The 23395-nt window shown below is 54.4% G+C and carries 19 protein-coding genes; 4 read left to right on the plus strand and 15 right to left on the minus strand.

The genetic code is table 11. From position 1 onward, the window contains the following. The first annotated feature begins 36 nt into the window (after nt 1-36). The 4 genes from AC3Y2E_RS17440 (at nt 37) to AC3Y2E_RS17455 (ending at nt 4482) form a co-directional block, all read left to right on the plus strand. Nucleotides 37-933 (plus strand): LysR family transcriptional regulator, encoded by an 897-nt coding sequence (locus AC3Y2E_RS17440; protein ID WP_379212536.1) that lies wholly within the window; start codon nt 37-39, stop codon nt 931-933. 181 nt (nt 934-1114) lie between these two features. Then, nucleotides 1115-3262, plus strand: a complete 2148-nt coding sequence (locus tag AC3Y2E_RS17445) for an ABC transporter transmembrane domain-containing protein (protein ID WP_379212538.1) — start codon at nt 1115-1117, stop codon at nt 3260-3262. A 25-nt stretch (nt 3263-3287) separates the two neighbouring features. Then, a complete protein-coding gene (locus AC3Y2E_RS17450; protein WP_379212540.1) occupies nt 3288-3803 on the plus strand; it encodes a hypothetical protein in 516 nt (171 codons plus the stop codon). 181 nt (nt 3804-3984) lie between these two features. Then, entirely contained in the window at nt 3985-4482 is a 498-nt protein-coding gene (locus AC3Y2E_RS17455; RefSeq protein ID WP_379212542.1) for a hypothetical protein, read from the plus strand. 163 nt (nt 4483-4645) lie between these two features. Here AC3Y2E_RS17455 and AC3Y2E_RS17460 read toward each other — a convergent pair whose 3' ends face one another. The 15 genes from AC3Y2E_RS17460 to AC3Y2E_RS17530 form a co-directional block, all read right to left on the minus strand. Continuing rightward, a complete protein-coding gene (locus AC3Y2E_RS17460; protein ID WP_190930225.1) occupies nt 4646-4957 on the minus strand; it encodes a hypothetical protein in 312 nt (103 codons plus the stop codon). 506 nt (nt 4958-5463) lie between these two features. Continuing rightward, nucleotides 5464-5913, minus strand: coding sequence for a NanQ anomerase/TabA/YiaL family protein (locus AC3Y2E_RS17465; RefSeq protein ID WP_190930226.1), 450 nt, complete (start codon nt 5911-5913; stop codon nt 5464-5466). Nucleotides 5914-5980: 67 nt separating this feature from the next. Further along, nucleotides 5981-6991 carry a D-2-hydroxyacid dehydrogenase gene (locus tag AC3Y2E_RS17470; protein ID WP_379212545.1) on the minus strand — a complete coding sequence of 337 codons (1011 nt, stop codon included), beginning with the start codon at nt 6989-6991 and terminating at the stop codon, nt 5981-5983. Nucleotides 6992-7081: 90 nt separating this feature from the next. Beyond that, nucleotides 7082-8647, minus strand: a complete 1566-nt coding sequence (locus tag AC3Y2E_RS17475; RefSeq protein WP_379212547.1) for a putative phage tail protein — start codon at nt 8645-8647, stop codon at nt 7082-7084. A gap of 50 nt (nt 8648-8697) precedes the next feature. Further along, nucleotides 8698-10023, minus strand: coding sequence for an ABC transporter substrate-binding protein (locus AC3Y2E_RS17480; RefSeq protein ID WP_379212549.1), 1326 nt, complete (start codon nt 10021-10023; stop codon nt 8698-8700). Nucleotides 10024-10086: 63 nt separating this feature from the next. Next, complete coding sequence (locus AC3Y2E_RS17485; protein ID WP_379212552.1) at nt 10087-11622, minus strand: hypothetical protein; 1536 nt, start codon at nt 11620-11622, stop codon at nt 10087-10089. Between the two features lie 135 nt (nt 11623-11757). Then, a complete protein-coding gene (locus AC3Y2E_RS17490) occupies nt 11758-12867 on the minus strand; it encodes a Gfo/Idh/MocA family protein (RefSeq protein WP_379212554.1) in 1110 nt (369 codons plus the stop codon). Between the two features lie 1028 nt (nt 12868-13895). Next, a complete protein-coding gene (locus AC3Y2E_RS17495) occupies nt 13896-15953 on the minus strand; it encodes an iron ABC transporter permease (RefSeq protein WP_379212556.1) in 2058 nt (685 codons plus the stop codon). Between the two features lie 5 nt (nt 15954-15958). Next, on the minus strand, nt 15959-16969 hold the full coding sequence (locus tag AC3Y2E_RS17500; RefSeq protein WP_379212558.1) for an ABC transporter substrate-binding protein: 1011 nt from the start codon (nt 16967-16969) through the stop codon (nt 15959-15961). A gap of 307 nt (nt 16970-17276) precedes the next feature. Continuing rightward, on the minus strand, nt 17277-18716 hold the full coding sequence (locus AC3Y2E_RS17505; RefSeq protein WP_379212560.1) for a copper amine oxidase N-terminal domain-containing protein: 1440 nt from the start codon (nt 18714-18716) through the stop codon (nt 17277-17279). A 31-nt stretch (nt 18717-18747) separates the two neighbouring features. Beyond that, complete coding sequence (locus AC3Y2E_RS17510; RefSeq protein WP_379212562.1) at nt 18748-20466, minus strand: hypothetical protein; 1719 nt, start codon at nt 20464-20466, stop codon at nt 18748-18750. Between the two features lie 196 nt (nt 20467-20662). Beyond that, complete coding sequence (locus AC3Y2E_RS17515; protein ID WP_379212564.1) at nt 20663-20980, minus strand: nucleoside triphosphate pyrophosphohydrolase; 318 nt, start codon at nt 20978-20980, stop codon at nt 20663-20665. Further along, on the minus strand, nt 20977-21315 hold the full coding sequence (locus tag AC3Y2E_RS17520) for a hypothetical protein (protein ID WP_379212566.1): 339 nt from the start codon (nt 21313-21315) through the stop codon (nt 20977-20979). The genes AC3Y2E_RS17515 and AC3Y2E_RS17520 overlap by 4 nt, the downstream gene beginning before the upstream one ends. A 257-nt stretch (nt 21316-21572) precedes the next feature. Beyond that, entirely contained in the window at nt 21573-21953 is a 381-nt protein-coding gene (locus AC3Y2E_RS17525) for a hypothetical protein (RefSeq protein ID WP_379212568.1), read from the minus strand. Nucleotides 21954-22052: 99 nt separating this feature from the next. Further along, nucleotides 22053-23390, minus strand: coding sequence for a TAXI family TRAP transporter solute-binding subunit (locus AC3Y2E_RS17530; protein ID WP_379212570.1), 1338 nt, complete (start codon nt 23388-23390; stop codon nt 22053-22055). Nucleotides 23391-23395 lie beyond the last annotated feature (5 nt).

Genomic DNA, 23395 nt, shown 5'->3' on the forward strand with positions numbered 1-23395 from the left:
TTTCATTCCTTCTATCTATGGAAAGGAGCAACCACTTTGGACATCCGCCACTTGCAATACATTACCGAAATCGTCAGGCATAACAGCTTTACGAAAGCAGCGGAGGCGCTGCACCTGACCCAGCCGACGATCAGCAAAATCGTTAAAAATTTGGAAAATGAGCTCGGAGTCGAAGTATTCGTCCGGGAGGGCAGGCATATCAAGCTGACGGCCGCCGGAGAAACGATCGTGAGCCACGCCGGGCCGATTCTCCAGCTGTTCGACGGGCTGGAGGCGGCTCTGCATGATCTGACGTACCTGAATACGGGCAGCATCCGGCTCGGCATTCCGCCGATGGCGGGCTCGAGCTTTTTCCCGCAGGTGATCAAGCAGTTTCGGGAGCAATACCCGAACATAGCAATCAAGATGATGGAGAACGGGGCCAAGCGAATCGAGGAAAGCTTGTCCGAAGGCATTCTCGATGTCGGGGTCGCGCTGTGGCCGATCGATGAGGTCCTGTTCGACTCCTTCACCCTGGTCGAAGACCGGTTAAAGGTCATCCTGCCCCCTGCCCACCCGCTGGCGGATCGCGAGCAGATCCTGCTGGCGGAGCTTGCGGGGGAGCGGTTTATTTTGTTCAACAGCGACTTCGCTTTGCACGACCGGATCATCTCCGAATGCCGTACGGTCGGCTTCGATCCTCATATCGTCTATGAAAGCTCCCAGTGGGATTTTATCGGAGAGATGGTGGGCGCCGATCTGGGGATCGCCATGCTGCCCGAGACGATGTGCCGGCAGTTGAATCCGGGCAAGGTGAGAGCGGCCGTCCTGACGGACCCGGTCATCCCTTGGCGGCTCGATATGGCCTGGAGGCGGGAAGGGTATATGTCCCATGCAGCCAGGGAATGGATCAAGTTTACGAAGGAGCTGTTCACACGCGCCGCCAGGCGATGACAGTCGCAGAACCTGACCGGTGCGGGACAACGCCTGAATACGATGGGCAGCCGGGGCTTGCGGGAGAGCTTCGCGTCCATGGACTTGTGGGACCGGAATTAAGCCGAGGCGCTCGGCAGGAACCGTTTACAGCATGAATAATCTACGGTAATCTATGGGTACTGGAAGGCGGCGATTTGAGTTGAGTTTAATCAAGATCCTCTTGCACCAGCTTAAGCGCTATAAGCTGCTGAGCGGCATTTTCATATTCAGTATTTTTGTCGAGGTCGCCTATTCGGTTGCAGCCCCCCTGAGCCTCAAATATTTAGTGGACGAAGCGTTTACGCCCAAAGATTTTCAGGTTTTCCTTCTCATCATGAGCATCTTGATCGGCGGCGGGCTGTTCAACATCGCGGCGGGCCAATTCGGGGATTACTCGCTCGGGAAGCTGAGCGGCGGAGTGATCCGTCAGCTCAGAACCGACTTGTTCGCGCATCTGCAGAAGCAGTCCCTTCCCTTCTATCAGCGCTATAAAGTCGGCGATCTGGTCACCCGCTTCTCGTCGGATATGTCGTCCATCGAAAACGCCATTCGGTTCACCAGTCCTTTCTTCCTGAAGGAATTGTTAAATATTCTGCTCGGCCTGGGCATGCTGTTCTCGATCGAATGGAAGCTGACGCTGGCCGTGCTGGCCGGCTCTGCACTGATGTTTGTCGGCCCCCGGCTGCTTCAAGGACGTGCCGAAGCTGCCAACCGGGACTACAAGGAAGCTCAGGAGCGCTTCTCCAATACGATCGACGAGATGGCCAAGGGGCATCGGACCATTAAAGGGCTGCATCAGCAGCAGCGGTTCCGGGAGCGCGCGCGGGGGCAAATTCTCGAGCTGTTTTCGTTCGGCCTGCGCTTGCACGTAACCAACTCTCTGATGGAACGTATGCCTTTGACCGCTTTGCTGATTTTGAACGGGATTATGATGGGCCTCGGCGGTTATTTCATTTTCCAAGACGAGATGACGATCGGCGGCTTTATGGCTTTTTTCACGCTGTTTATGAGCGTCGGGCAGGCCGGCTCCAACTTATCGTTTCTGATTCCAAATCTGATTGATTCGAGCACCAGCTTCCGCCGGGTCGGAGAACTGCTCGACCATCAGCCGGACATCCCTGAAGCGGCCGGAGCCGTAGAACTGCCCGCCTCCGTCTCTTCGGTCCGGATGGATCAGGTCACCTTCGGCTATACCGAAGAGTCCGATCAGCTCCGTAACGTCAGCCTGCACATCCCGGCCGGCAGCTACGTGGCCTTCGTCGGGCCGAGCGGCTCCGGCAAAAGCACCGCTTTGCAGCTGCTGTCCCGTTTCTACGATCCCGGTCAAGGGACGGTGACGATTAACGGTCACGACCTGCGCACGGTCAGCGAAGCTTCCTTAAGAAAGCTGGCAACGCTCGTCACTCAGGAAACGTTTCTGTTTAACGCGACGGTTCGCGACAACTTGCTGCTGGATAACCTGGATGGAGGCGAAGAAGCGATGATCGAAGCCGCCAAACAGGCGAAGATTCATGATGTCATTACCCGCTGGCCGTCGGGGTATGAGACATGGATTCATCAGGAAGGCGGCACGTTGTCCGGCGGCGAACGCCAGCGGATCGCGCTTGCCCGGGCGCTGCTGAGAAAACCGAAGCTGCTGCTGCTCGACGAGGTGACGTCGGCGCTCGATCCTGCGACCGAAGCCGATATTAATGAGCTGATCCAGCAGATCCGCCAAGAGATGACGATTATCTCCGTCACCCACCGGCTGGCCTCCGTCGTTCATGCGGACCGGATCTACGTGTTCCACGAGGGCCGGATCGCGGAGTCCGGCACCCACGAGGAGCTTGTGCAGCACAGCGGATTGTACCACAGCCTATGGGAGAAGCAGCACGGCTTCCATCTGTCCAGCGACGGGCTTCATGCTACCGTGGAAGTTCAGCGGCTGGCGAAGCTGCCCTTCTTCGACGGCATCGACCGGCGGCTGCTTCAGAATATCGCCGGCTTGTTCTCGACCGAGCTGTGTCAGGAGGGGGAGGACGTCGTTCGCGAGGGCGAGGAAGCCAATAAGTTTTACATCATCGTCCGCGGCAAATTTGAGGTCCGGAAGCAGTTCCCCGGTGAAGGAGAGAAACAAGTTGCCGTTCTGCAGGACGGCGACCATTTCGGGGAAATTGCGCTGCTCAAAAACATTCCGCGCACCGCTACAGTAAGAGCGTTGGCGCCTTCCGTGCTGATTGCGGTGAGACGGGAGTCGTTCGATCGGCTGACGGCCGAATATCCTCAAATTCTCCAGGCGCTGGAACAAACGCTGAAGAAGCGATTATGACGGCTCGGCCGGAAAGGAAAGCACGATGTCTGCACACTTCCAACATTGCGTCGCTGATGACGATTATGCCAAAATCGGGTTGTTTTTACTGCAAAACAAACAAGACGTACACCCTTCCTTTACAACGCTGGATGCAATCTCCCTGCTTTATTCCTATCTGACGGACGGGCATCTGTATCTGGCTCTCGATACCGACCAGCGGGTCATCGCCGCCTCCGCTTATTATCACGGGACTGCGGAGCAGGAGTTCCAGGATACAAACATCGCGCTGATCGACATCGTCATTGTAGATCCGGCTTACCGGGGAACCCGTCTGTTTCTGAACGGGTTCCGGCGTATGGTGCACGACATCGCCGCGGCCCATCCGGAAGTAGAGGAAATCCGGTTAGCCGCCTTGGCGGAGAACGAATACTTGTGCAGGCTGTATGCCAGACTTACCGAAAGCCGGTATGAGCGTGAAGGAAACCTCGGCAAAGAAATCGTTTTTTGTGTCAAAATTAACAGAATCAAAGCTATTTTAAATTCGTTTCTCAAGGTATAATTAGGATAATAAACCTATTACATTTCAATCTCATATAGGAGGTGCGGCACATGATTCCACCACTCGGATTTGGCAAAAAACCTACAAAAGGCAGCGGATTCGGCAAAATCGTTATCGCTAACGATTCCCTGAGAGCACAACCGAAATAATGACGTTTCTACTTCGTCCATGCGAACTGGAAATGAACTTTAAGTCGTACATTGAATTTCTGCTCCAGCATCATGCGGAGCTGAACCTGCCTTATTCGTTCGCCATGAAGCTCAGCTTCGTCGGCAGTCCTCTCATCTTCGGCAAAGCTATGCTTGCCTACGAGGAAGAGTCCTACGAAACCGTCGGCGCGGCGGGTTTCGTCTACGGCACCGGTGCTAACGGGTATGAGGATCGGCACATCTGCCAGGTGGAGGTTGCTTTCATTTTGGCGGAATACCGGCGTACCTCCTTGTTCGTACAGGGCCTGCGCGCCCTTATCGATCTGATTCGGGAGGGCAACCCCGAGGTCGAGCAGGTTCAGTTCTGGACTGCCGCGGACCCGACGGATACGGATAAGCTTTTCGCCAAATTCAGCGCGCTGCCTGGCTCGACCCGGTCGGTCGTGAACGAGCTGGCGTTTTATACGATTTCCTTCCGCGAGCTGGAGGCGTACTGTCGTCGATTCGAGAGACGCACGGGGCTCGCGTGAGCGCATCAGGCGACGAATGAAACAGGAAAGGCACCCGGGGGGCGGGTGTCTTTTTTCGTTGAACATGGTCATTCCGCCACTACCCGGGCATGCAAAAAGCACCCTTGCGGGTGCTTCTTGACGCTTACGGCCGTTCCGATGAACGGAGGTGTGCGGCATGATCTTAATAATGATGGGATGCGGGCGGTTTGCTTTTCTGAGCGGCGGTAACCATAAGGAAGATCCCGGAAAGCAGGTGGAGAATCCAGCCTACAAGCGGAATCCAGGCTACCAGCGAGGTGATGATTCCGAGCACCGAACCGTATATGGGCTCGTTATTTTGCTTGGACAGGACCAGGGTCACAATATGGAGAACGAGCATGGCACCGAGTACCGTATAATAACTCCCCATCACCACAAGCGCTCCTAAAATGGGGATGGCCAGAAAAAGTTCCAGCGAACCCGAAACCCATTTTAACACTTTAGAATTTGTCAAAATTCCATTCCTCCTTAATCAGGTCGAACACTTGCTCATTGTAACAAATTCGACATATTTATAATAGTACAATTTGCTCATATAAGAAATATTTATCATTCCTTCTACCGTTTGATACCCGCTTGGCCTCCGATGAGCCCTAAGCTTCTTCTTTCGAACAGAACGTGTTCAGCCTCGCCCAGAGCAGATTATATACGTTCCTGCACAAATAAGATGTCCATGCCGCAGGGCGGCACGGTAACAGAATGAAAATAAACGGTGAACCCCGCAATTAAGAGTCTCTGGCACCCGCTATTTTCGGCATATGGGGACGATAGAGACGAATAGATGCGGTTTGCACCCCTTATTTCAACCCACTCGACGCGTCTGCACCCTTTTCGTCGATTTTAGCAGCTTCAAACCGCTCTTATAGGGTTCCTCCAATTGATTCAGAAATGAAAAACCGCCAGGGAATCCCTGACGGTCCTTCGACGTTTGATGCTGTCCCGATCGCACTAGCGTAGCGATTAAATCAAAACCTTGATTACGATTTTTTTGACGGCTTGAGCCGCCTCCAGCTGAATGGCAGGCATATGCACGTCATGCGGAGCGAACACGGCAAAGTGTCCTTCCCGTAGCGTGAAGAAGTCGCCGGATGCCGAGAATAAAGCGTAATCCCCATCGCGATCATAGGGGCGGGTCACTTCCGTCCGGTCGATCGGGACGTACCCCAGCGCTTCGCAACCTTCCGCCATGTACTGGACGTCCAGATATTGCCGGTGCGCTTCCCACAGCCCCTTCTCCCTCGGCTTCGTCTCGTAGTGCTGGACGAGCGCGTATACATGGTCGCCGTCGATTTCGTATTTGCCCGGCTCAAGCGCCTTGCAGTCATGGGTTTCCAGAAACAACGCCGCCCGCTCCAATCTGGGGCTCACGCTCGAATATTGTCTGATATGCTGCAACGAATCTGTAATCATGCAAGTTCTCTCCCTCTATATAACTTGATGTTCGCGTAGTCGGCACTTTGGTCGCTGATCCTCGCCGTTATTGCCCGTCCAGTTGGCTTGGCGACAATTCGTTCAGCAACGGTTCACCCTGCACAACCCTTCGAACATTTTCAAGAAAAATCGACCAAATTCGTTCCATAAAGTGCGTGCTCTGCGATGACCCGGATATATGCGGCGTCATAATCACATTCGGAAAGTCCCACAGCGGGTGGTCCGGCGGCATCGGGTAATGGTAGTGCGTATCCAGGGCCGCCCCGGCGATCCATCCCTCGCGCAAGGCGCGCAGCAAAGCGTCTTCGCATATAATCGGCCCCCGTGACGGATTCAGGACAAAAGCCGTTTGCGGCAGCGCCCGAAGCTCCTCTTCCCCGATCATCCCCTCCGTATGCCTCGTCAAAGGGACAGCCACGACCAAAACATCCAAATCCCCCAAAAACGCCGCCTCTTGCCCGCTGGTGAACACCCGGTCCGGGAGCGTGCCGAGAGGATCACCCGTTCCGGGAACGCAATACGTATGGCCGCGCTCCTTCACATGATCCCGTACGAGCACTCGAACATTCATGCCCATCGCCTTGGCGAGACGAGCCGTCTCCCGGCCGATTCCTCCGTACCCCCAGATCCCGACCTTGAAGCCGCGTATTTCCGTCTGAAACCGGGCCGAGCGGTCCCATATTTTCTGTTCCTGGTTGCGGAACATCCCGCGCATGTCGCGCGCCAGTTGAAACATCATCGCCAGATTCCATTCCGCGATCGGAACGTCAAACACGCCTTGCGCGTTGCAGACCCTCATGCCCCTTTCCGCCAAACCTATGTTTACCACCTGGTTATAACCGACCGAACTGATCTGAATCATGCGAAGCGCTGCACAATCTTCCATATTCGTCGGCGGAAACGTACAAAACAAAACGTTCGTGTCTTGCGCAAGCTCCTTTGGAATCGGCTCCGGCTTCTCGCGGGGAGGGATTGTTTGTACCCGTACGCCGGGTACGTCTTGCAGCTGCTTCAGCTTCTCGCGGTCTACCGGCATATCGACCAATATGTTAAGCATAAGTTCCTCCAACGGGTTCCCGAAAAGTTGGGGGACGTCTTCGATCCCGTCCATATTCGGAGAGCCCTCCTTCTTCATCTTCAAAACGATTTAAAACCGATTGCCGTGAACGGTAATTCGTCCCCGTTGAGGATTGTACAGGGAAGGCGATCCGGAAATGTTGCGCCACACCTGAAACGTTTCTCCTGAAGCGGTACTTCCGTTATGGCTGACCTTGATCCAATCCCCATTATTCAGATTCGTTGTCAAGTGAAGCGCACGCTCTCCCACCGGAAGATTACGCTTATACAGCAGTGTGAATGTTCCGTCGCTTACCTTAACCACCCTCTGCACATTATCCGATGCGGCCAGCATCGTTGCATCCGCGCCGTTGGCCGTAGTGCTTGCATCGAATACGGCCCAGGCCAGTGCGCCGTTCGTGACAGGCTCGGGATAAGTGAGTTCGGGAACCATGCCCAGACCCGAGCTTGTGATCGCGTAGCCGGTACTATTCCGTTTAAATATATAGGTCGCTCCGTTCGGAATCAGATTGCGGGCCGAGATCTTACCGGTAAACGAACTCCCGGCGGCTATCAGATTCGTCACCGAATTGTAGGAACCGTTGAAAGTGTCGACGCTTAAGGAACCGGCGCCGGACATGACAATCCCATCGCCTACAAATTCGATATGCAGCCCCCGAACGACGGCAGAATCATTGGCCATACGGATGGCGGCCGGGAGCTGGGAACCGGACGATCCGGTTATCGTAGCGCCATCCACACTAAGCACGAACCCGCCCACCAGACTGATCGGATGGACATGTATCCCAGCCGTCGGATTCGTTCCGATGGAGCCGCCGAAAATTTCAATATCTTTCAGCGGCAAATACGCTGCACCGCCGTAGCCGTTGCTTAGTTCCAAACCATACTTCGGAAAGCCGATCAGACACACTCTCTCCAACCCGCAGGTTTCCTGCCAGGCTTGCGAGTAGATGCAACGTCCGTTAGCTCCCCCTTGGCCCCTCATGTCAATGAACAGGTCAACCAGGCGGCTGCCGAACATACTGCTGGTTCCGTTGTGGGCATGAAACATACAGTCGTCTGTGAAGCCGTTCAGCGCCTCAATAACGGTACCGCGACCATTGGCACCGTGGATGGCTACGCGATTCGGCAACAGGACTTTGCGGGACAGTCCTATTTTACCGCGGGGCAAATGAACCCTCATGCCGGAGGCCATATTCGCCGCTGCCGCCGCATACTGGATAGCCGCCTGCAACTCATCCGCATAATCGGCACCGTCATTGCCAACACCGAACCAGCCGGCATCCACCTCATAGTCGCTGTATTGCCGGATCCATTTTCCAACAGTCACGCCGTCGTCATCCGGTGCGGTACTCGAACCGACATACATGAAATTTCCCGCACCGATCGAACTTCCGGCCTGTCTCCCATTCAGATATACAACTTCTCCATCGAAGTCGGGGAGAAGAGTCCGCAATTCGGCGATGGAAGGAACCGTCCTCTTCACAGAAGCTGACATCCGTTTCTTTTCCTCGCTTTCGGCACCCGAAGCGACCACGGATATTCCCGTTCCGATCGTAGCCGCCGTGACGCCGGCCGCACCAAGAGCGAATAACGCTTGACGCCGGTTCACTTTCCTTTTCGCATCGTTCTCCATAGGTGATCCAACCTTTCGTATAAAGATATACTAGCGGGTTTCTGATCAGGTTACTGCTTCTGAAATTCCTGGATTTTCTTCAATGCGTCTTCTTCGGCCTTGCGCAAAGCCGTATTCACATCCAGCTTGCCCTGCATGACCTGGGTGCCGTAACTGCCGTATATGGCCGCGATCTGCACATCATAAGGGCCTTTGTAAGGAACCTGGGCCATTTGGTTGTAGAAAACCGCTCCCCAATTTTTATTTTTAAATACCGTGTCCTGCCCGAGTTCTTTTCGCGTTGCCTCGCTCTTAATTACCGGTATGTTCCCCGTTCTAGCCAATCCCTTCTGGATCTCGTCCGAGAGCATATAATTCAGAACTTTCATGGCGGCATCCTTGTTTTTGGCCATCTTGGTTATACCGTAGTAGACCGAATAAGGCTGCGCGCCGACCCCGGGCGTTTCCTTGAACGTAGGCAGCGATACGATGTCCCAATCCATCGAACCCAGCAATTCCGTCCACGCCGGAATCAAACCGGATACATAGGGAAGCATGGCTACGTCCTTCTGGTACAAAAACTGGTTGACGATATGATCTTTCGCCTGCAGCAAGTAGTCCCTCACTCCCGGTATTTCGACAGGCGTTACAAAAAACGATTGGAAAAACTTTTTCCAGCCTTCATTTTGATAAATGGTGGGCAACGTGGTTTGCTTGTCGATATTGGGAATCGATAACGGATTCATATAGATCATATAATTCGGGAAAGGCGCGTATCCGATATATTGGACATCGCCCTCCTTGCGGGTCATCTTGCGGGACAATTCGTTGATCTCGTCCCAAGTCATGCCGTCCTTCGGATACGGGACTCCGAATTTGTCGAAAATCGTTTTATTGTAATACAACACCATTGCATTCGTCATAACGGGCAAAGCGTAAATCCCGTGGGAAGACGCTTCGACGCCGCTGATCATCGACGGATCGAGCCGATTCAAGTCGACTTTGTGCTTCTTGATCAATTCGGTCATATCGTACTGGAAATCGAATGGAAAAACGTCATATTCATAGTGTCCGACCGATGCGAAGTAGATGTCAAAATGCGTCTTGGCCGCCATCAAGTCCGCCAAATACGTTCCTGTTCCCGTACGTTCAATGAATTTGAACGTATAATTGGGGAATTTTTTCCTCAAGTTGTCTCCGAAAAGTTCGTTAAAACTTTTTTCAGTAGCCCCGTTCTGGGAATAAAATACAATCTCCGCCGTTTCCATCTCAGCAGCTTGATCGAGAGTACTTTTTTCCGTGTCATTGCCGACTTTTTCTTTGTTGCCGCCGCTGCATGCGGAGAGAAGCGAAGCTGCAATGCAGATTACTCCGATTGCCTTTCCTATTTTCGCCATGTACGTAGCCCCCTATATGAAATTACTAAGCCTCTCGATCACAAACGGCATTCCATAAGCGAATTAATTCGTGCAAACCCCATACACCGCATATAATCGGGGGTTGATCCGTTCCGTCTTTTCAAGATGAACCCGAATCCGGACCTGCCGACCGGACAACTGCGTCAGCTCTCCCCCCGGCCATTCGACCACGGAATCGAAACCGTCCTGCCGTACGATCCCGCTGTTGCCTCCGGAAAACTCCGGGATCAATTGAAAACGCTCGTCGGACAGCTCGATCCGGATGCCCGCCGCATCTTCAGCGTTGAGCCTCCACTCGAATTTCCCTTCCGGCAACATTATCGGCACCGACCATACGGAACCTTCCGTCTGATCCGGATACACGTTCAAGGACCCCCATCGGTCGCGCGGAAGTATGGCCAGCGCCACTTCCCCATAATAATCTTCCGTCAAGTCCCCCTCCGGACGCCAAGCGTTCCTCCATCGTCCATGGTAAATCCATGTCTCGTCTCCGATATTCACAATACCGTTCGACTGACACAGCACCGTTTGCAGCTGTTTGCCGGGCACCGGCGTCGCCGGCGACTCCCCTGCATGCAAATAAACATGCCCCTTGACTGGCTCGCGGTAGCGAATGCCATCGTCGCTTAGCACCAGGCCGAAGTCTCCGGAAATGTCCGCGAACGGTTCACGATGGTGCCAAATGCAGTACAGCCCAACCGCCACATTTCCGTACACGAGAGGGGCCGTTCCGAGATGCACCTGGTCGTAGATTTTGGTCATTCCGCGCTGACGGGGATCTTGCGGTTCCTGAAGTGCGAACGACTCCGCGCTTTCCTGCAGCCAATGCTCGAAATCCGGCGATATATGAACGAAGCCTTGCCTGCCCCGGGGGGCCCCGCCTTCTCCTCTGCGGTATGGCTCTATAGACTGACCGTTTACGATATAGTAGCCGTTGTAGGTATAGAAGGAGCAGTGCTCGACGAATTCCCGGACAAGCCCTCTGGGGCCGGCAGTCCAGCGGATGCCGTCCGGGCTTGTCGCCGTGCGCATCGTAGGCGCATTGCGGCTTGACTCGGTATGGATATAATACTGATACACCATTTTGTATCGCCGATTCGGGTCCGGGTCCTGTTCATCTTTAATAATCGTCGGGCAATGGATGAGCGTATCGGGAAGATCGATCGCATTATGGTTGACGCTGCCTCTAAATTTCAATTGGCCGAGATTCGGCTTCACCCAATGAAGGCCGTCATCGCTTTCCGCATAGCAGATCGGCCCCATCATCATCCGTTCCAGGGCGGGCCTTTTCTTCAACCACTCCCGGTCTTCGGAGGGCATGTCGGGATTCATCCCGAGGCTCATCCCCACGTACCACATTCGGAACTTCCCGCCTTCGTGCAGCACGGTCCCGTAAAATTGGGCGGCAATCGAGTCCGGCGCATCGGGGTCGCTAGAAGGAGCCAGCACCGGCTCTTTTCTTACTTGAGGTTTATTGAAATGGAGGGACACATTTTTGCGAAAAGGAAAATAACTGTCGTCCATTCCGAACAAGACGGCCCGATCGGTTTTTATGCCCGTTGAAGGAAAAGTAAACATAGAATCGCTCCTTTTTCGTTACTCTATAAAGTTGAACAACTGCAAATTGAAGCCCATTTCTTTTCTCCACTACACTGGGTTTTACCATCGATGATATTTAGTTCAACTTTTTTACTTCAACTTATATAGGTGTAATTACCAGTTCAACTGCTGGAAGCTCCCGGTTTGCGCAGACTCCCTCGCCTTCAGACACATGTACGCGCTGAGCATTCCGTCATTCAAGGACGAAATCGATCGTCCCTCGCCGCGGATCACTTGAATAAAGTTGCGTGCCAATGCGGCGTCGCCGCCGGAGTGACCGTTTTCGGCTTCCAGCTCGTAAGTATCCACTCTTGGCTTATGATGCAGAAACACTCGAATTTTGCCGGAAAAATCAAATTCCAGCGTTCCCTTGTACCCGATCAGCCGTGCTCCCCGCAATCCCGCTTTGCGGCGGACGAAGAAGTTCTGGGAGTAGGAAACGTGCATCCCGCTCTCATATCGGATCAAAGCGCTGCCCGAATCCTCGTTGCCCGTATCCTCGGCATAACAACACGACTCCCATTGCCGGGCCTGACCTTCTTCGCAAGTATCGTTTTCGTCGCAATCCGGGCACTTGAGTCCGGCAGGCTTGTTGCCTTTAAACACTTGCTTGGAGGTCATCGCGCAAATTTGGGTAGGCTTTGCCTGCAAAATGAAATTGAGATAGTCGAAATCATGCGTCGCTTTTTGCAAAAAAAGTCCGCCCGTCTCTCCTTCGTCCCGATACCAGCCTTTGAAATAAACGAGGCCGTAAGGGACATTGCAATAAGCTTGCGCATGCTCCACGGTACCGAGCTGACCGGAATCGACGATCTCCTTCACCAGACGAACGACGGGTGTAAGCCTTAGCGGGTGGGAGACGACGACCGGCGAGCGGGAAGTCTCGCAGTTGCGGCGCAGGACGATCAAGTCCTGCATTGTGGTAGCGACCGGCTTTTCCAGAAATAGCGGGAGGTTCCGTCCCAGCACCTGAACCGCCATCTCGACATGCTTGGAGCAGCGCGTACCTACCATGACCGCATCGAGTGCAACCGCATCCAGCATGTCAGCCGCCGAGTCGAACATCCGCGCGTCGTGTCCGTCCTCCTGGAGCTTCTGCCTGACATTGTCCATGTCAGGGTCTGCTACGGCCGCGATCCGGCAGCCTCCGAGCTTCACCAATTCCTTAACCATTCCCCTGCAGCGCAGACCATAGCCGATCACGCCGATTTTCAATGACCCCACACTCCCTGTGTTTCCTTTATTCAATCTCCAGTACATTGCAATCATTTTGGAGCGCGAACCTTGCCTTTGAGGAGTGAACCCCACGACGAATTCGCACATCCGGACCGTCCCTGTTACCCAACAAGCGTAACCGCTTCGCTATCGAGCTGCAGTTCATAGATTCCGGCATTAGGGCGCTTGTTGTGGAAGCATCGCGCAATGTGTTATGAAAGCGTTTGCATTCATGTGATCAAGCCACCCCTCTTTCATTCTTGACCGTTTCAACGAAAAACCGGAATGACCCCCTCGGTTTACCGGACCATGGAACCAAAAACAGCATTGCCTCGCTCAACAGCAACTGGTATGACGATCTGCGAAGCCGTACCACCTCCTTGTATGCCGCACTCGCTTCGGCGACTCTCCTCGAGTACGTGTAACACAAGTGTAGCGGACGTAACCGTCAGCCAACAACAAGATGAGCGGACATCTTTTCGCGGAAAGTGTCCCGATACAGGAACGAACGAAAATAAGAAAAGCTTCTAAACGACTAAACGAAGCTTTTCCCACGTCGAATGACCCAGCGTAAGAGGTTGCTTTTCTTAAGAAATGATACTTTCTTTACTCTTAAGAATAATCGGAGCATCCGGACGTCCTTTGTCGTGCAGACCCACACGTTGGGGCGTGGGAGGGGATGGGTACCTACGCTCTCCAGCCGCTCGTAGATGAGATTTTGCAGGAACAACTCGACTCCAAATGAAGCCTGTTCCCCTCCATTTTGTGAGCAGGTTGTGTTCCCCTTCGCCAAACCGTATGCACCGAGCTCTGAACAAAATAGGAGTCTCTGGCGAGGCTGTCGATTCATTGTGGATTTCCCTTTTCGCGGATTTTAGCGGCTTCAAACCGCTCTTATTCCGAGTCCAAGCGGGGTTTCGGACAAAATCAAGGGTACAAACTGCTCTTACTGCGTTCGTTCGCTCCAGCCCAAAAAGCCAAAAGACACCTACCAGGGATAGGCGTCTTTCCAGATTGTGTTCCATAGGTTGGCGCCGTCACTTCCGCACCGCGCTCCGGTACATGAGCATAAGCAGATACGGCGTTCCGAGCAGAGCTACGATAATGCCCGAGGGGATTTCTTTCGGCGCGATGACTGTTTTGCCGATCAGGTCGGCTGCGACGAGAAGCAGGGCGCCGATCAACGCGGAAAGCACGACGGCTCTGCGATGGTGGTGGCCGACCAGCAGGCGGACCGCATGCGGCGCGAGCAGCCCGATAAATCCGATCGAGCCGACGGCGGAGGCCGCCGCTGCCGCCAGCAGCACGGCGATTGCGGTCGCAATCAGACGCGTGCTCTGAAGCTTCAGCCCTAGTCCCAGCGACACTTGATCCCCGAAGGCAAGCAGGTCCATTCTCTTCCCGAGCCGCCATGCGAACGGTCCGAGCAAGCCGACCGCGATCACGAGACGCAGCAATTCGTCGTAACCGCGCGCATAAGTGCTGCCAGCCAGCCACGCCAGCCCCGGCGCCGCGGCGATTCCGGATTTGATTACGAAAAACTGGATGCCCGCCGTCCCGATCGCGGAGACGGCAATCCCGACCAGAATAAGGACGATCGGATTAAATCCTTTCCGCCAGGAAAACGCGTATACGAGGACCGCCGCCATCACCGCGCCGGCGATGGCCCCTACAGGCAGCATCGCGGCCGAAGCCTGCGGCCATAACACGATGACGGCAAGCGCCCCGAAGCCTGCTCCCGAGGTGACCCCGATAACCGACGGATCGGCGAGCGGGTTGCGCACGGCGCTCTGCATCATCGAGCCGGCAATCGCCAGCGCCGCGCCTGCGAACGCCGCGACCAATATGCGGGGAAGACGCAGGTCCATCACGACGCTGCGCACAAACTCCTGGCCTCCGCCCGTCATCGCAAGCCATACTTCGCTTATGGACAGCCGCAAAGTCCCCACCATTAACCCGCCGGTAATCAAGACCGCCAGCAGGAGCAAAGCCCCGGTGACGAGTACCGGATACGGAATGCGCGCACCGGTTGCACCGATACTCATGGACGAGCCGTTTTCCTGAGTCTGCCGGTCCTTCATCACGCGTACGGTAAGCCAGATGAGCCACGGCGCGCCGATCAGGGCCGTAACCGCCCCCGCCGGCAGCTCGCCGATCGAGCTGCGGAACATCCGGGCGATCGTATCGGCGCCGACGAGAATCACCGCCCCCCACAAGGCGCTGGCCGGCAACAAGTACAGATGGCGGCGCAAGCCCATAAGGCGGATCAGATGCGGCGCGATCAAGCCGACGAAGCCGATCGGTCCGACGACGCTTACCGTCACGCCGGCAAGCAGGACAGCGGCAGCAATGCCGGTGAAGCGCGCCGTGTCCACCTTCTGGCCGAGGGAACGGGCCGTCTCCTCCCCAAGCTCCAGCATGTCGAAAGCGCGTGCGCGAAACATCACAAAAACGATTCCGACGATAATCCAAGGCGCGGCATATTGTACGCCGCTCCAGTCGTTCTGTACGAGCGAGCCGGCTCCCCAGGCAAGCAGCTGGGACGCTTCGGTCTCGAACAGCAGCTGCAGCGCGCTTGTGAAGGAAGCGAGCACCAGGCCGACAATCATGCCGGCCACCGCCATTCGCACCGGCGTGCCCCGCTTGCCTCCCGCGATCAAATACGTCATCGCCGCAGCGCCGAGCGCTCCCGCAAGGCCAAGCAGCAGCGGAGCGCCGGCCTTCAAGGCGGGCAGAAATATAGCCGCCGCCATAATCACAAAGTAGGCGCCGGCGTTTAAGCCGAACGTAGACGCCGATGCGAGCGGATTGCGCGTTACGGTTTGCAGCAGCGCACCGCACACAGCGAGCGCGGCGCCGGCGAGAAGTCCCATGACCGCTCTCGGCAGGCGTACGCCCCGCACCATATGATGCGCGGGATTGTCCTGCGGATTGGCGATCGCATCCACCACTTGGCGCAGTGTAATGTCTGCTTCGCCGTACGTCAGACTGACGAAAAGAAGGGCGGCGAGTATAACGAAGCCGCCCCCGAATACGAATGCCGTCGTCCATCCCGCTGGCCGGGCGGCATCCATCATGATCGAATGGGTTCTCATGCTGGTCATTTGGTAAGGGAGTCGGTTACGAGATCAGCGATCGATTTGGCAGACAGAGGTCCGCCGAACGTCCACGTATTGCCCGGCAGCCTGTACGTGCGTTTCTCCTTGACGAACGTCAGTCCGTTCCAGACCGCATTGTCTTTCAGTTGCTTGTCGAATATGTTGTCGTTGTCTTGAACGATATAGATGAAATTGGCGTTCTGGACCGCTGGCAGCGCTTCGACGCTGGTTGTCGAGAATCCGTTGGATTCGAACTTCGACGATTTGAACGCATTTTTCAGTCCGATCCGGTGCATAATCTGCGACAGCATCGAATTGTCGGTAAACATCCGCAGGACGGCGGCGTTTTGCTGCGAATACGCCTGGGTGACGGCAACCTCCGCCCCTTCCTTGCCTTTCGCTTTCAGCTTCGCCTTGGATTCGTCGAACGACTTCTGCAGATCGCTCAGCACTTTGTCGGCTTCCGCTTTTTTGCCGATCAGCTCGGCCACCGTCTTGAACGTTTTCTCCATCTCGTCGTACTGGTTGCCTGCTCCTTCCGCCGGATACGGATTGAAGGCAAGTGTCGGAGCAATTTTACTTAGAGCTTCATAGCTCGACTTGATCCGGAAGTCCGGAGCGATGATCAGATCCGGCTTCAAGGCCGCGATCGCCTCCAGGCTCGGCTCCGTACGCGAACCTACATCAGCTACGCTTGCATCGAGCTGCGGGGGAATGTTCACCCACGTTTTGTATCCTTTAATATCGGCGATCCCGGCAGGCTGAACGCCTACCGCCAGCAAATGCTCCACAAGGGACCATTCCAGCGCAACTACGCGTTTCGGCGTTCCTTTGATCACCGTCGTGCCAAGAGCATGCTGGATCTCTCTGCTTCCCGACGAAGCTTTCGGAGCCGGACTTGGCGCGGGCGTCCCGGATTCCTTGGAAGCGCTGCTTCCCGCTCCGCAAGCGGCTGTCAGGAATACAAGCAGGACACAGGCAAAGACAAGTAGCGGCCTATTCAACCGGTTCATAAAATAAATCCCCCTAAGCGATATGAATAAATTCACTAACTTTACCGATCAATCTACTTACATTAAAATAATTGCTATTCAGTTGAAAATGATAATCGTTATCAAGCAAGTTGTCAATACTTAAAATATTGGGATTTTATCCACCTCCAGGGCACTCCAGCCCTCCTCCCCGCTCCTTGCATTTCCGCAGCCCAACCATACCGCACTTCTCCCCCAGCACGGTGAAAAACGTATGCGTTCTTCGGTTTTAGCCCTTTAAACCGAAAGACACCCTCCCGGGTGTCTTTTGGTTGTACATGAGATATGGCTATTCCGACGCTTTCGAACCTTTATACTCCAGCCCCCATGCAAAAATTTTGACTTCCGTATCGCTTTCCTTGCGCATCGACCAGTCCGAATCCATCGGTCCGCCCAGCAACGTGATCACGCTGCCGCTTCCGGCCCATTTCCCCTGGTACGTTTTGCCCAGATCCAGCCAGGAGTAAGTGCCGTCCTCGCGTATTTCGATCCAGTCTCCGGCGGCTCCCGGGGTGTACGAATGGGTGACCGTCCGGGACCCGTCCCCATGGGTAACCGAACTTGTCGGGGCGTATCCTCCGGGAATCCATAAGTTCCATGTGCCGTAGAAAAAGGATGCATCCTCCGTACCCGCGGCCGAAGAAGATTCGGGTCCTGCCGATGAAGGGGGCTTGAGATCCGCCCCGATTTCAAAATAGGGGTTCTCGGTGTCGGTAATCAAAAGATCGCCTTGATTAAAATAGACGAACATGTTCAAGTGCTCGCTCACAAAACGCAAAGGAATAACCGCAGACTCCTCGTGAATGACAGGCGCCACATCCAGCTCGTAGGTGTTGCCGTTGACGACGGCCTGCTTGTTGTTAATCCACAGCTGGATCGTTATGCCGGGATTGTTCAGCAGCGTGATCGATTGATCTTCCGCTCCCCAGACCACTTTGGCGCCAAGCGCCTCTCCGATGAAGCGAAGCGGAACCATCGTCCGGCCGTCCAGCAGAAACGGCGCGGTATGAAGACGGTAGTCCGTATTCCGGTTGCGCTTGTCGTGAACCGATGCTTCCTTGCTGTCCAAGGTCAAATAAATCTTGAGCGGATACGGGAGCTGCTCCGGCACCGGTACTTCGTAGCTGTCGGACCATCGCGTCCCTTCGCCCAGATCGGGGGCCGTTGTCTGTTTCGGTGCGCCGGCCCCCGAAGATTCGGGTGTTGTGCCGGGTCCGGACTGGCTTTTGCCGCCTTCCGTAGAAGGTGCTGGCGACGACTGCGATGCTTTTGCCTCGGTTACATAAGAGAAAGACGCTTTGCTTGCCGACAACGAGTCGATGCGGATTTTGGCAAGTTGGCCGTCGTGCAGCTTAATCAGATACAGCGCCTGTTCTTCGAGCGTGACCGAGTTCGTGAAGCCGGAGCGCGGACGGTCCGTCGCCTCCTCCAGCTTCTCTCCGGCAAGCTTTAAGATCCCTGCCGCTCCCATCGCGCCGTATTGGTTAATCACGATGTCCGCGTCCTTACTCGACGTAGTGATTTTAAGCGTAGCTAGCGATAATCCCCCGCGGTCCAGCACGTCCCCGCTCCAGTTCAACGTATACGGGTGCAGCCCCTCGTAGATGAACGTTTTCGCGGCGGACCAATGAACCCGCTCCCCGGCTTGATTCGCACTGACTGCACCGCACCACAACATGCTGATCAGACATAGGGCGCATATCGCTCCTACTAACCGTTTCCGTTTCAAGATACGTCCTTCCTCCTTCACTTATTTCCGCTTATTCGCTCGGCTTCTCTACAATTTTCAGGAAAAACTCATCATCCAAAAGCAGTACCCGATTGTTCGCGTCAAGCGTCATTCGGTAGTTCAGAAAATCCATAGGTTCTTTGGCCGCGATGTACCAGATTCCGTCGATGAATTGCGGTTTGGCCGACAGCGGCTTGACCGTGCCGGGGTAATTGATGAAAAACGTCGAATTGTCCACATGAATGGACAGTGCCTCTGTGCCTCTGGTAATTCTCATCGAGCTGGGGTTGCCGCTGAAGGACGCTTTCAACGAACGGAGCGCGCCAGCGTTAATAAACAGTTGACCGTTCTCGATAAAGGCAGGCGTTTTCAACGCGATTTCTTTCATGCCTGCGGGCGGAACAAATGGGGATTCGTTCGGCGTAAACCGTTTGAACCCGATAAACGTCATCGCATACCCGTAAACTTTCAACGTTCCATCCTCGATAAAGTCCAGGTTCCATCCGTAGTTATTAAATCCGTTCGTCGTCCTGGCCAATCCTTTCGTATCGGAGCTCATCATCCACCGGCCCCGGTTCACCTGGACGCGGTCATCCCATACCATCGTACCGTCCTCCCGGATCTCCAGCGTCCCCCAGCTCTCCTGCACCGTATCGGACAATCCGTGACGGAACACATCCCATGTGCCGATATATTGTCCCCGCCATAGCTGCTCCTGCCGGTTCCAGTGATCGTCGTATACTTTAAAATAGTACTTGGAGCCCAGCGTAACGACCCGGTCTTCCGGCCTCCATTCGGCCTTGTAGCCGAAATATTCGGTTATCCGGCTGTCCAGGGGAACGTACCAGCACGAATAATGACCGCTGCACCCTTCGTTCTCGAATACCGGCTCAGACAAGTCGAAACTCGTTCGGGTATAATCGTAGGTCCAGCTGGAACGGTACACCTTGGGATCTCCATGCTTCAGGTAGAGGAAGTCCCTCATGTCCGTGCCTTTGTAATACCTTACGGCACTCTTCATGTCGTCTTCCTTTTGGTCGGATATCGCCCGGATGACGTAGGTTAACGGAATGTACACGGTGTCGTCCTTCTGATAAGCATGCCGGTACAGTTCAATCTCCGTCATGCCCGGCGGGGGAGTAAACGCGGCCCGGTCTCCCTGCTGGTTATTGTTCTGTTGGTTATTGTTTTGCTGGTTGTTGTTCTGCTGGTTGTTGTTCTGCTGGTTGTTGTTCTGCTGGCCGCCTTGAGGAGCCGTACCTGATTGGGTGCCGGTTCTCCACTCTACACCGAGACCGTTGCCGCCTCCGGTACCTGACGTCCCGCCGTTCGCCGGCGTGGTTCCCGGGTTGCCCGTCTGCCACTCTATTCCCAGCCCATTGCCGCTTCCGGTACTTGTCGTTCCGCCGTTCGCCGGCGTCGTTCCCGGATTGCCCGTCTGCCATTCTATTCCCAGTCCGTTCCCGTCTCCGGTGCTTGTCGTTCCCCCGTTCGCCGGCGTGGTTCCCGGGTTGCCCGTCTGCCACTCTATTCCCAGCCCATTGCCGCTTCCGGTACTTGTCGTTCCGTCGTTCGCCGGCGTTGTCCCCGGATTGCCCGTCTGCCATTCCAGATCCGACCAGATCCCGCTGCCAGTCGTGCCGCTCCCATAGTCCGACTCCGACCACAATCCGGCGCCATGAACCGGCAATGGCATCAGCAGCAGAGCGGCCAGCAATCCTTTCACGACCCGCTTCCTCGTAGCAGTCATTCCATCCTCCCCCAAACTCCATTTAGGAAATGCAAACTTTCTCCCATCTTACAACACCCGCTCTTACAAAAAGCTTACACGACACACCTTACGTCCAATGAAAAAGCAGCCCTCGCAGAACGGATCTGCAAAGACTGCTTCTTGATTAAGGACATATACTGTGGTTCAAGCAGATGTACACCGACAATCCATTTCCTTATTCCGTATAAACTAACAGGAGCTTCTGCTCGAATCCTCCACGCTCCACCAGCTTCTGCTTCCGCAGTTGTTCAAAATGTTCCAAAGTGTTCCCGCTGTTCAGCACCAGGGCATGGATGACTTCGACCAGATCTGCCAACTCCTCAAGCTTCTCTTCATGCGGTGCCTCCATATACTCCCGGAGTTCTTCATGCAGTTTCTCATTAAGCTTCGTTTCGTACTCCTCATCCGGCAGTTCCCTAACCGAATACTCAACTCCTCTGGTATCCATCATTGCAGGGATTTTGTCCCGAATCAGCTTGTTGTAATGGATCATTCAGCTTCTCCTCCACTTCGTTTATTCCGACAATTCCTAAAGATGGATTGAAACTCTCCCTCTTCCATAACATGACGAATTATTTCCTCGATACATTCCCGGCTGCATTCCTCGACCAGCAGCATATCTTTTCCCCAAAAATATTTCCCTCCTAGCTGTTCACCCGTGTTCTTATTCTTTTCAGAGAGTGTCATTATATTTTTATAAGTGTAAATCGTAACAGTCCATTGCGAACCATCACCAAACTTTACTATAACATCCGTGTTACTGTCGAATATATCCCATTGACCTGCTGCCCACTCTTCGGCTTCAATCCAGATCGTATAAACGTACATCCGCTCCCAACAAGCCTAACAGGCTATAATTTTCAAATAAATAAGAATTTGGGCAGGATCGCTTAAGAACAGAAGGCCCCGGCCTTTCATCTATCTCTGATATAACTCTTTCGTTTTACTGCTCCACTTTTATCGTTGTATCCCCATTCTATCAAATTTACATCATAACGAGCACGAAACCGTAATCTTCACACATCCCAAAAAACACAAAAACCCGCAATGAATGCGGGTTTCAGTTCAACTTCTCTCCAATTACATTATCGAATCCGCACCAAATTCCGCTGCAGCACGGTATCCCCTTCCTGCGGCGTAAACGGTGCGTTCGTCACACCGAATACGTTCGCGATCAGCTTGCGGTCGGCCCGCAAAGTCAGGCGAACCTCGTATTTGAACCTGACTTTCGATACGTCCGCGTATAAGAAAACGGATTGGCCGGCCCTTACTCTTACCGTACACGACCTGCTGCCGCATGGACTTACTCTCAGAGGAACCGGCGATCCGTTAGACCAGTCGAATACCTCCACCGTCACAAGTCGTGAGCCGGCAGCATGGAGGTTCACGACATCGATCAGGGCGAACTTCGTTTTCGGCGGCCTGCGCAAAATCCCCGTTGAATACGTGGCTCGTCTCGCTCTCACCTTCATTCACCTTCCTACCGTCTACTAGTAGTAGATGCCGGACAAAGGAAGAAGTGAGAGCGGCTATCCCGCCCCGAAAGCCCTATTTCGGCGCCTCTGCTACGCCGTTCGTACACGTTCCATCAAAAGCGACACATAATGGCGCGTATCCGCTACGCTGGATAGGAAGGTGTCCATCAGAGCCGGGTCCTTCAGCTTTATTCGGTTATACTTTTCCAGCGCCTCGCTTTTTAACGCCGTGAGTCTGTACGCTAATTGCATAAGCTGCTCCGCCTCGAGACCGCCTTGTTGTTCAAGCGCTCCGATTTCTTTCTCGATAGCGGATACCAGGGCGATGTACTCCTTAAACTCCAGATCGTCGTCCAGCCTGCCGCCCTTCAGCCATTTCAGCACGATTAAGGAGGAGGAACCAAGCGTGAACAGCAGGCCAAGGAGATTTTTCAACTGCTCCATCGTTTCCTGGGAGAAAAAGGATTCGTTTCTTTTTAAATACGCCACGGTTCCCCTGGAGATCGGATAACTGGCCGCCGTTGTTATGTTCGACTCGTCCACCTTCTGATTGATCCGGTTCACCACGGTTGGGCTGTACAGCACTTCCAGAAGCTTGGAGACCGCCTCGGGCTTTACATTCGAATTCGCGATCATCTGCAGATTGACCCCTACGGCGGCTATATCTGCAGCAGGCACCGGCGGAATCGTGTTGTACGTATAGGCCAAAATCTTCGCCCCGTCCCCCACCCAGCCGTAACGGAGAGCCAGAGACGGAGGGAACGGCAGCTCGAGCACCGTATACCCTCTTTCCTTCACCAAATAATCCGCCACAAAAGAGGGCGAGTAAGAAATGTTCACGATCGCGTCCGGAAGCTTGTCCGCCTTCATCTTCACCAGCTGCTCGAAGCTGTAGTTGGTCTCGATATAATCGACGCCGGCCTCCAGATTGGAGAAATCGAGCACCTGCTTGGTCGTTAGCCGGGTGCCGTCCGATTTTGAGCCCGTATTAATCACTTTCCCCTTCAAATCCTCAATCTCCCGGATATCCGGCTTCACCAGAAAATGAGTAACCTCCGCAGGCAGTGTGGCCACATGCTCGACATTCGGCAGCTTATCCTCCAGCCCGCTCTGCACAAGGGCGATATCCAGCTTCCCCTCGCTAACGCGCTTAATCGCCTCGACGGAACCTTCCGTCGGCTGAATAACCAGATTTACTCCGTATGAGGCCGCCTCATCCTTAAACACCTTGGCTATCAAATGCCGGTTGCCGAGGATATCTCCCCCAGTAATGCTTAATGTGTACTGCTTCGGGATCAGTCCGTATACGAAATAACCCGTTAAAGCGAGAATCAGCCCAATCAGAACGACGGCGACCGTTTTGCGAAACCAGGCTTTCTGTTGAAATTTGGACATCGCTTCGCTGCTTAAAAGTTGTTCGGCTTCCATGGCTT

This window comes from Paenibacillus sp. MAH-35, assembly GCF_058135425.1.

Coding starts and splice junctions, on each gene's coding strand:
- AC3Y2E_RS17450 (WP_379212540.1), top strand. CDS start 3,288: ATGTCTGCACACTTCCAACATTGCGTCGCTGATGACGATTATGCCAAA.
- AC3Y2E_RS17455 (WP_379212542.1), top strand. CDS start 3,985: ATGAACTTTAAGTCGTACATTGAATTTCTGCTCCAGCATCATGCGGAG.
- AC3Y2E_RS17465 (WP_190930226.1), bottom strand. CDS start 5,913: ATGATTACAGATTCGTTGCAGCATATCAGACAATATTCGAGCGTGAGC.
- AC3Y2E_RS17470 (WP_379212545.1), bottom strand. CDS start 6,991: ATGCTTAACATATTGGTCGATATGCCGGTAGACCGCGAGAAGCTGAAG.
- AC3Y2E_RS17475 (WP_379212547.1), bottom strand. CDS start 8,647: ATGGAGAACGATGCGAAAAGGAAAGTGAACCGGCGTCAAGCGTTATTC.
- AC3Y2E_RS17480 (WP_379212549.1), bottom strand. CDS start 10,023: ATGGCGAAAATAGGAAAGGCAATCGGAGTAATCTGCATTGCAGCTTCG.
- AC3Y2E_RS17485 (WP_379212552.1), bottom strand. CDS start 11,622: ATGTTTACTTTTCCTTCAACGGGCATAAAAACCGATCGGGCCGTCTTG.
- AC3Y2E_RS17495 (WP_379212556.1), bottom strand. CDS start 15,953: ATGAGAACCCATTCGATCATGATGGATGCCGCCCGGCCAGCGGGATGG.
- AC3Y2E_RS17500 (WP_379212558.1), bottom strand. CDS start 16,969: ATGAACCGGTTGAATAGGCCGCTACTTGTCTTTGCCTGTGTCCTGCTT.
- AC3Y2E_RS17510 (WP_379212562.1), bottom strand. CDS start 20,466: ATGACTGCTACGAGGAAGCGGGTCGTGAAAGGATTGCTGGCCGCTCTG.
- AC3Y2E_RS17515 (WP_379212564.1), bottom strand. CDS start 20,980: ATGATCCATTACAACAAGCTGATTCGGGACAAAATCCCTGCAATGATG.
- AC3Y2E_RS17520 (WP_379212566.1), bottom strand. CDS start 21,315: ATGTACGTTTATACGATCTGGATTGAAGCCGAAGAGTGGGCAGCAGGT.
- AC3Y2E_RS17530 (WP_379212570.1), bottom strand. CDS start 23,390: ATGGAAGCCGAACAACTTTTAAGCAGCGAAGCGATGTCCAAATTTCAA.